Source organism: Staphylococcus caeli (genome assembly GCF_900097965.1).
GTDB classification, from domain to species: Bacteria; Bacillota; Bacilli; order Staphylococcales; family Staphylococcaceae; genus Staphylococcus; species Staphylococcus caeli.
Genome location: NZ_FMPG01000011.1, coordinates 76,230 through 85,064 on the forward strand (window position 1 = coordinate 76,230; position 8,835 = coordinate 85,064).

Annotated in this window: 8 protein-coding genes; 6 read left to right on the forward strand and 2 right to left on the reverse strand. The window is 32.4% G+C overall.

Annotated features, from left to right (window positions below; genetic code table 11):
* Window positions 1–32: 32 nt before the first annotated feature.
* From mutY to BJS11_RS10435, 3 genes are all read left to right on the forward strand, one after another.
* A complete protein-coding gene (gene mutY, locus BJS11_RS10425) occupies window positions 33–1,079 on the forward strand; it encodes an A/G-specific adenine glycosylase (protein WP_069996131.1) in 1,047 nt (348 codons plus the stop codon).
* Window positions 1,080–1,146: 67 nt separating this feature from the next.
* Window positions 1,147–1,689: a nucleoside tri-diphosphate phosphatase gene (gene ntdP / locus BJS11_RS10430; protein ID WP_047172149.1), complete on the forward strand. Its 543-nt coding sequence runs from the start codon at window positions 1,147–1,149 to the stop codon at window positions 1,687–1,689.
* A 192-nt stretch (window positions 1,690–1,881) separates the two neighbouring features.
* Entirely contained in the window at window positions 1,882–3,618 is a 1,737-nt protein-coding gene (locus BJS11_RS10435) for an ABC transporter ATP-binding protein (protein ID WP_069996132.1), read from the forward strand.
* Window positions 3,619–3,725: 107 nt separating this feature from the next.
* Here the strand turns inward: BJS11_RS10435 and BJS11_RS10440 are convergent, their stop codons facing one another.
* Together BJS11_RS10440 and BJS11_RS10445 are read right to left on the reverse strand one after the other, a co-directional pair.
* Window positions 3,726–4,820: an FUSC family protein gene (locus BJS11_RS10440; RefSeq protein ID WP_069996133.1), complete on the reverse strand. Its 1,095-nt coding sequence runs from the start codon at window positions 4,818–4,820 to the stop codon at window positions 3,726–3,728.
* 71 nt (window positions 4,821–4,891) lie between these two features.
* The gene (locus tag BJS11_RS10445) at window positions 4,892–6,181 is read right to left on the reverse strand and encodes a glutamate-1-semialdehyde 2,1-aminomutase (RefSeq protein ID WP_069996134.1); all 1,290 of its coding nucleotides are present in this window, start codon (window positions 6,179–6,181) and stop codon (window positions 4,892–4,894) included.
* Window positions 6,182–6,263: 82 nt separating this feature from the next.
* Here BJS11_RS10445 and BJS11_RS10450 point away from each other — a divergent pair, with 82 nt between their 5' ends.
* From BJS11_RS10450 to perR, 3 genes are all read left to right on the forward strand, one after another.
* Window positions 6,264–6,719 carry a peroxiredoxin gene (locus BJS11_RS10450; protein WP_069996135.1) on the forward strand — a complete coding sequence of 152 codons (456 nt, stop codon included), beginning with the start codon at window positions 6,264–6,266 and terminating at the stop codon, window positions 6,717–6,719.
* A 6-nt stretch (window positions 6,720–6,725) separates the two neighbouring features.
* Window positions 6,726–7,676 (forward strand): phosphoglycerate dehydrogenase, encoded by a 951-nt coding sequence (locus tag BJS11_RS10455; protein ID WP_069996136.1) that lies wholly within the window; start codon window positions 6,726–6,728, stop codon window positions 7,674–7,676.
* A gap of 95 nt (window positions 7,677–7,771) precedes the next feature.
* On the forward strand, window positions 7,772–8,221 hold the full coding sequence (gene perR, locus BJS11_RS10460) for a peroxide-responsive transcriptional repressor PerR (protein ID WP_069996137.1): 450 nt from the start codon (window positions 7,772–7,774) through the stop codon (window positions 8,219–8,221).
* Window positions 8,222–8,835 lie beyond the last annotated feature (614 nt).

An 8,835-nucleotide genomic window follows, 5' to 3' on the forward strand; every position in this document is an offset into this window, starting at 1 on the left:
ATTTTAAACCATAAAGGAAAGTGATGCACCAAATGTATAATCAATCAACATTCAAAGAAGATTTAGTATCATGGTTCGATAAAAATCAACGAGAAATGCCTTGGAGAGAAACGACTAATCCATATTATATTTGGCTAAGTGAGGTTATGTTGCAACAAACTCAAGTTAAAACAGTAATAGATTATTATCACAGGTTTATACATAGGTTTCCTACTGTTTCTGATTTAAGTGAAGCACATGAAGATGAAGTTTTAAAATATTGGGAAGGACTTGGTTATTATAGTAGAGCAAGAAATTTTCATACAGCGATTAAAGATATACATGAAAATTATAATGATCGAGTGCCAGATGTACCAGAAATATTTGGAGCACTCAAAGGTGTAGGGCCTTATACTCAAGCAGCAGTGATGAGTATTGCTTATGATTTACCACTTGCTACTGTAGATGGTAATGTATTCAGAGTTTGGTCAAGATTAAATAACGATACACGTGATACAAAATTGCAAACGACTAGAAAAGCATATGAAAGTGAATTACAACCATATGTACAAAGTGATGCTGGTACGTTTAATCAGGCGATGATGGAATTAGGTGCATTGATATGTACACCGAAAAATTCATTGTGCATGTTTTGTCCAGTACAAGCGCATTGCGAAGCATTTTATAATGGTACGGTAGAAGAATTACCTGTAAAATCAACTAAAATTAAAAAGAAACATATCAAACAACATGTCTTTATTATTAAAAATACAAAAGGTGAATTTTTAATAGAAAAACGTAAGCAGAAACTTTTGAATAATATGTGGGAATTTCCAATGTATGAAGCGCAATCAACGCAAGATATTAATTCAACATTAACAACAAATATTGAATTTACAAGTTCACCAGTTTACACTTTAAAGCATCAATTTACACATATAACTTGGGATATGGAAGTTTTTTTAGCTACTGAAATTATTGATGGATCCAATATTAGACTACCTGAACAAATGACTTGGATGCATTTAGATGATAAAGAAGCTTATAATTTTCCCGTAAGTATGACTAAAATTTATAAATTTTTAGCTCAGCACACTTAGGCTCGTTGTATCAGTGCGTATTATGTTATAATTCTAATTGTGAAATTAATAAAAGGTGGTGTGGAGCATGGTCAAAGAATCCATACCTAAAGAAGGTCAGACCATTAAGATTCAAAGTTATAAACATGATGGTAATATTCACCGTGTGTGGTCTGAAACTACTATATTAAAAGGTACGGAAGATGTTGTTATTGGAGGAAATGATCATACACTAGTAACAGAGAGTGACAGTCGCACGTGGATAACTAGAGAACCAGCAATTGTCTATTTTCACTCTGAATACTGGTTTAATGTGATATGTATGTTTAGAGAAGATGGAGTATACTATTATTGTAACTTATCATCTCCATTTGTATGTGATGAAGAAGCATTGAAATATATTGATTATGATTTAGATATCAAAGTATATCCTAATGGTAAGTATCACTTATTAGATGAAGATGAATATGAACAGCATATGCGTCAAATGAATTATTCTTCTGATATCGATGTGATTTTAAGAAGAAATGTAGATATCTTACAACAATGGATTGAGCAGAAAAAAGGGCCATTTGCACCAGATTTTATAAAGGTCTGGCGTGAGCGATATAAAAAGATCAGAAATTACTAAGCACATTTAATGTTTTTATCTATGAATTCGTTTATAGTGTTATGCGTGTGAAAAATAAAGAATGATCGAAACAAATCAATCGTATAGACAGATGTAGGATAAATAAGCAAAGTATGTACGAATAACAGCCTCGTTGATACGTCAACGTAGGCTGTTTCATTTGCTAATAAGTGTGTGGGGAGGATAATTTTTATGATTCGGAGATATTTACATTTTGTAAAACCCTATAAATGGCGAATCATTGCAACTATTTTAGTGGGGATACTGAAATTTGGTATTCCAATGCTCATTCCATTATTAATTAAATATGTCATTGATGACATTATAAATAATAGTGCAATTTCAATTGAAGAAAAATTCACGAGATTAGCGATTGCATTAGGCATAGCAATCTTTATTTTCGTCATCGTAAGACCGCCAATCGAATTTTTAAGACAGTATTTAGCACAATGGACAAGTAATAAAATTTTATATGACATACGTAAAAGACTTTATGATCATTTACAAGCGCTCAGTGCGCGATTCTATGCAAATAATCAAGCGGGGCAAGTCATTTCAAGAGTGATTAATGATGTTGAACAAACAAAAGATTTCATTTTAACTGGGTTAATGAATATATGGCTCGACTGTATCACTATTATTATTGCACTTTCTATTATGTTTTATCTAAATGTGAAATTAACATTAGCAGCTCTAATTATTTTCCCAGTTTATATATTAACTGTGTATTTCTTCTTTGGCCGCTTGAGAAACTTAACACGAAAAAGATCACAAGCACTAGCAGAAGTACAAGGGTTTTTACACGAACGAGTCCAAGGGATGTCAGTGATTAAAAGTTTTGCAATAGAAGATAATGAAGCGAAGAATTTCGATAGACATAATCAGAACTTCTTACAACGAGCGTTTAATCACACAAGATGGAATGCCTATTCATTTTCAGCTATTAATACTGTAACTGATATCGGCCCACTTATTGTCATCGGTTCAGGTGCATTTCTAGCAATCAATGGCTCGATCACTGTAGGAACACTTGCGGCATTCGTTGGATATCTTGAACAATTATTTGGTCCATTACGCAGACTTGTATCGTCATTTACGACATTAACGCAAAGTTTTGCTTCCATGGATCGTGTATTCCAATTGATGGATGAAGGTTATGATATTAAAAATAAAAAAGGTGCCTTACCACTTGAAATTAAAGAAGGTCACATTGAATTAAATGATGTGAGTTTTAAGTATAACTCCGATGAAGCTACAATTTTGAAAAATATTAATTTAGAAATCAAGCAAGGTGAAACAGTTGCATTTGTCGGTATGAGTGGCGGAGGTAAATCAACACTTATCAACTTAATTCCGAGATTTTATGATGTGACAGATGGTGAAATTAGAATTGATGGTACAAACATCAAATCTTATTTAACCGGAAGTTTACGCAATCAAATTGGTCTCGTGCAACAAGATAATATTTTATTCTCAGATACAATTAAAGAGAATATTTTACTTGGACGTCCTGATGCAACAGATGAAGAAGTGATTAATGCTGCAAAAATGGCAAATGCACACGACTTTATCATGGAATTGACGGATGGTTATGACACTGAAGTAGGCGAAAGAGGTGTTAAACTTTCAGGTGGTCAAAAACAACGTGTCTCAATTGCACGTATTTTCTTAAATAATCCACCAATTATTATTTTAGATGAAGCAACAAGTGCATTAGACTTGGAAAGTGAATCAATTATCCAAGAAGCACTTAATGTATTAAGTGAAAATCGTACAACACTCATAGTCGCACATAGATTATCAACGATTACTCATGCTGACAAGATTGTTGTTGTAGAAAACGGAGAAATCGTAGAAGTTGGTTCACACAAAGCATTGTTAGCCAAAAAAGGTGCTTATGAACATCTATATAGTATTCAGAACTTATAATACGTTGTGCTACGAAACATAGATATTTTTTCAATAAAATTTAATGCAGTCATTAAAAATGAAACCACCACCTCGTGTTGTTGTAACACAGGGTGGTGGTTTTTGAATTATAGGTCGAAATCTTCATTCAAAATGTCTATTTCATTATCGTTATTATGATACGAGAAGAAACTGATGCGTAATCTATCTAAGTGTTCAAGCGTGTAACGGTATTCTTCTATAGCAGCAATAATTTGCATCATATTAGCGTAGGAATAAACGGTTTGATATGGGTTTTTTATAATTTCTTTTTGGAATGCATCCATCAAATTTTTCTTTTGTGGATTTTCGATTTGACTATCAAATTGCCCAACATCATATTTTGCTTTTTTGGATAGACTTATAAATATTTGTTCGTGATAAGCAATTAATGTGTCGATTTCTAGTTTTATTTGTAATAGTAATTCATGATTTAAACTATGCAAATCATTTTGATATCTATTCATTTTTTTTAAAACTTCATATGCATGTCTCGTACTTCTAACAACTTCTTTGAAAAGAATTTTTTTACGGTTTTGTGCGTAAATTTGTTTTTTAGTAAAGGGACGTTCTTCCTCATAGTAAACAAAAGTTTGCTCGAGCTTTTTAATACGTCCACCAATTACACCTCTATCTTCTTTAATGTGATGATATTCAGAAGTATCGTTAAGCACTAATTTAAACCATACAAAGATATCAGAGCATATATTTAGAGAGTTATAATATATTTTTGATTCGAATTTCGGTGGTAAGAATAATAAATTTACAACTGATGAACTAATTACACCAATCATTACTAAAACAAATCTATAAAATGCAGAAACATAAAAGTCTCCTGTGTGCTGACCCATAATAATTAATGCCGTTACACTTGCCAATGTAGCAACATGTGCTAATTTGAATTTGAAAAGTATAGCGATTAATAGTACTACAGTCACACCCATAATAACAACGTTATCTCCAAATACCGTAACCATTCCAACAGCAAGCAAGGCACCAAAAACATTACCTATAGCTTGGTCAGAAACGGTTTTGATTGATCGGAAAACGCTAGGTTGCATCGCGACTACAGCACTGACACCAGCGATTGCTTTCAATCCAGCTTCGTTCGGTAAGAGAGAAGCGATAAACAAAGCAAGTATTATGGCGATACCTGTTTTGAGAATACGGGCTCCTAATTTCAAATGTACCGCTCCTTAATATTTAATAATTGTATTTATATTTGTTATACAATTAATATCAGTAAAATTCAAGTTTATTTCATTTGACTAAAGGCATAATCTACTGCTTTAAGTGTAGTATCGATATCATTTTCAGTATGTTCTGTAGTTAGGAACCATGCTTCAAATTTAGAAGGTGCTAAGTTAATGCCTTGATTCAACATTAGTTTAAAGAATTTAGCAAATGCTTCACCATCTGAATTTTCAGCTTGGTCATAGTGCACAACTGTTTCATCTGTAAAGTATAGGGTTAAAGCACCGTATACTCTATTAACAGTAGCAGTAATATCATGTTTTTTAATTAATGATAATAAACCTTCTTCTAAACGTTGGCCCAATGCATCTAATTGTTCATAGACACCTTCTTGTTCTAATACTTCTAACAATGCAATACCACCCTTCATAGAAAGAGGGTTACCAGCCATAGTACCAGCTTGATATGCAGGGCCTAGTGGTGCAACTTGTTCCATGATTTCTTGTTTGCCACCGTATCCTCCAATAGGTAAGCCACCGCCAATAATTTTTCCGAAGGCAGTTAAGTCTGGATATACTTGATATAAATCTTGAGCGCCACCGTAATGGAAACGGAATGCTGTGATAACTTCATCATAAATAACTAAACTTCCATTACTATGTGTTAATTCATTGACTTGCTCTAAGAATCCAGGCTGGGGTTTAACCATACCGAAATTCCCAACGATTGGTTCTACGAGCACAGCTGCAATTTCGTCTCCCCAATAACTTATAGCTTCTTTATAAGCATCTATATCATTATAGGGTACAGTGATCACTTCTTGAGCAACGCTAAGCGGGACGCCTGCAGAATCAGGAGATCCAAGTTGTGATGGGCCGCTACCAGCTGCAACTAACACCAAATCAGAATGACCATGATATTGACCAGCAAATTTAATGATTTTATTACGCTTTGTATAAGCACGTGCGACACGTATTGTTGTCATTACAGCTTCTGTACCGGAGTTTACAAATCTTATTTTTTCTAAAGAAGGAATAGCATCACGCAATTTTTTAGCAAATTCAATCTCTAGTTCAGTAGGTGTTCCATACAGTATACCTTGTGCGGCTTGCTCTTGAATGGCTTTTGTAATGTGAGGGTGCGCATGACCAGTGATAATAGGGCCGTATGCTTGTAAATAGTCGATATATTTATTACCATCTACATCAAATAAATATGCACCTTGACCAGAACGCATCATTACTGGTGCACCACCGCCGACTGCCTTGTAAGAACGAGAAGGCGAATTGACACCGCCTAGAATATATTCATCAGATAATTTCTGAAGTTTTTCACTTTCAGTAAATTTCATCGTTATCAACCTCTTTTTATTTAATATTTTCGTCTATTATCGTATCATAAAATTAATAATAAAAAGAAATAGGGTGGGTAAAATGTTGAAAAAAGGAGATCAATTTCCAACTTTTGAATTAGAAAACCAAAATGGAGAAGTAATAACTAATGAATCAATAAAAGGTGAAAAAGCAATTCTCTATTTTTATCCGAGAGATAACACGCCTACATGTACTACAGAAGCTTGTGATTTTAGAGATAATTTAGATCTGTTTAATTCATTAAATGTAAATGTGTACGGAATTAGCGGCGATAGTAAAAAGAAACATCAAAACTTTAGTAAGAAATTAGATTTGAATTTTGATTTACTAGTGGATCAAGATTATAAACTTTCTGAGAGTGTCGGAGTTTATGAATTAAAAAAATCATTTGGTAAAGAATCAATGGGGATAGTGAGAACAACTTTTGTGCTAGATGAAACCGGTAAAGTTATAGATGTAATTGAAAAAGTTAAAGTGAAAACACAGATAGAACAACTTAAGGAAATTTTGGGGTGACCGATTATGAAAGCAGTTAGTTTGGTTAGATTGGGAGAATTAGAAAAAGATTTGATTGAAACTTTTCCAAATATTGAATTCATTTTTACAAATGGTGTATCAGATATAACGGATGAGGATAAAAAATCTATGAATATACTCTTTGGATATGATGGAGAAGTGAATGAAAGGTTTTTAAGGAATTGTCCACATCTCAAATGGATTGCATGGTATGCAACTGGTGTTAATAATTTACCATTACAATATATCAAAAATAACAATATTAAACTTACTAACGGCAAAGGTGTTCACGCGAAACAAATGTCAGAATTTATATTTGCATACATTTTGAATGACTATAAAAATATGAAGACTTCTTATATAAATCAAAAAAATAAGTTTTATGATTCAACATTGACTGGTACACGAGTAAGCGGAAAAACAATATTGTTTTTAGGTACTGGTAAAATTGCTAGTTATACTGCAAAAATTGCAAGTGTTATGGGCATGGAAGTAATTGGTATAAACACTACCGGTCATGTCGCGCCAGATTTTACTACTACATATGCAACGAAAGAGTTGGATGATGTATTACCTATAGCAGATATAGTTGTCAATACACTACCTGAAACAAAAGAAACGATACATTTACTTAAGAGTCGTGAATTTGAAGTGATGAAAGAAAGTGCATTATTCATCAATGTTGGAAGAGGAACTATTGTAAAGGAAAGTATATTGATAGATGCGTTAAAACAAAATCAAATCAGACATGCCTGTTTAGATGTTTTTGAAAATGAACCACTTGCGCCAGAAAATGAACTATATCACTTAGATAACGTTACGATAACTGCTCACATCACTGGTAATGGAAGTGAAAATAAAATGGAAGTAACTGAAATTTTCAAAAAGAATTTGGATAGTATTCTCAATAAAGGTGATCTAATTGAGAATGAAGTTAATCCTGATAGCGGCTATTAATGAGTATTGTGTGATTAACATTGACATTTTCTCACGGAAACAGTTATATTAATATTAAGTAATAATAATTATTAAATAGAAAGATGGTGAGGAAAATGAGTGCAGAGATGGAAAGCGTAGAACATCAATTAGAAGATTCGATAGCTTCATTAAGAAACAATGGCATACGAATTACACCACAAAGACAAGCAATTTTAAAATTTATGATTGCTTCGCACACACATCCTACAGCTGATGAAATTTATCAAGCACTTTCACCTGACTTTCCAAATATAAGTGTTGCAACCATATATAATAATTTACGTGTATTTAAAGATGTTGGGATAGTTAAAGAATTACCATATGGAGATGCTTCAAGTCGTTTCGACTTTAATACGCAGAATCATTACCATGTTATTTGTGAAGATTGCGGTAAGATAGTTGATTTCCATTACCCACAACTTGACGAGGTTGAACAATTAGCTCAACACGTAACAAATTTTAATGTAACGCATCACCGTATGGAAATTTATGGTTTATGCAAAGATTGCCAAGATAAAAAGTAATAATCGATGTGAATTCACAGTATAATAAAAAAGACTTGTCTGTAGGCAAGTCTTTTTTATTATTTAGACTAATTCATATATTGAAAGTTTCGGAGTAAATGATATTTATAAAGTATGGGCGATTAAAGCATGTTCTATGGATTAAATTAAGTTATAGAACAATGTAAGTAATGCACGCGTGTTTACACAAAATATACGTTTACTACATATAAATAATAATTAGTAATATGGGAAGTAAAATTTAACTTAAAAGATTGTTGATTATTATTGACGCGCTTGAATAATCTTGATATTATATAAAAGTCGTCAAAACACGACATGCAAAAAAGAGCAACGTATAATATGAAAAAACAAAAGTGTAAATTTGACACTTGTTAAAGTTATTTAAAGATTATAAAATGTTAAACGTTGAGTTGAAAAACAAAACAATCTTAATAAAAAGCAAGAAAATTTATTATTGACTTAACAAAAACTTAATGTTAGAATAAATTCTTGTAACAGATTAATGAACATTGAAAACTGAATTGCAATATGTCAACGTTAATTCCGAACGCAACATTAAATTGTTGGTTCAAAACAAGTGTTAGAGATAACACAAATTAGTATTTTATGAG

What these genes read in the sequence shown, in the direction of transcription:
- mutY (WP_069996131.1), top strand. Translation starts at nt 33, where the DNA reads ATGTATAATCAATCAACATTCAAAGAAGATTTAGTATCATGGTTCGAT.
- BJS11_RS10455 (WP_069996136.1), top strand. Translation starts at nt 6,726, where the DNA reads ATGAAAGCAGTTAGTTTGGTTAGATTGGGAGAATTAGAAAAAGATTTG.
- BJS11_RS10445 (WP_069996134.1), bottom strand. Translation starts at nt 6,181, where the DNA reads ATGAAATTTACTGAAAGTGAAAAACTTCAGAAATTATCTGATGAATAT.
- BJS11_RS10435 (WP_069996132.1), top strand. Translation starts at nt 1,882, where the DNA reads ATGATTCGGAGATATTTACATTTTGTAAAACCCTATAAATGGCGAATC.
- perR (WP_069996137.1), top strand. Translation starts at nt 7,772, where the DNA reads ATGAGTGCAGAGATGGAAAGCGTAGAACATCAATTAGAAGATTCGATA.
- ntdP (WP_047172149.1), top strand. Translation starts at nt 1,147, where the DNA reads ATGGTCAAAGAATCCATACCTAAAGAAGGTCAGACCATTAAGATTCAA.
- BJS11_RS10450 (WP_069996135.1), top strand. Translation starts at nt 6,264, where the DNA reads ATGTTGAAAAAAGGAGATCAATTTCCAACTTTTGAATTAGAAAACCAA.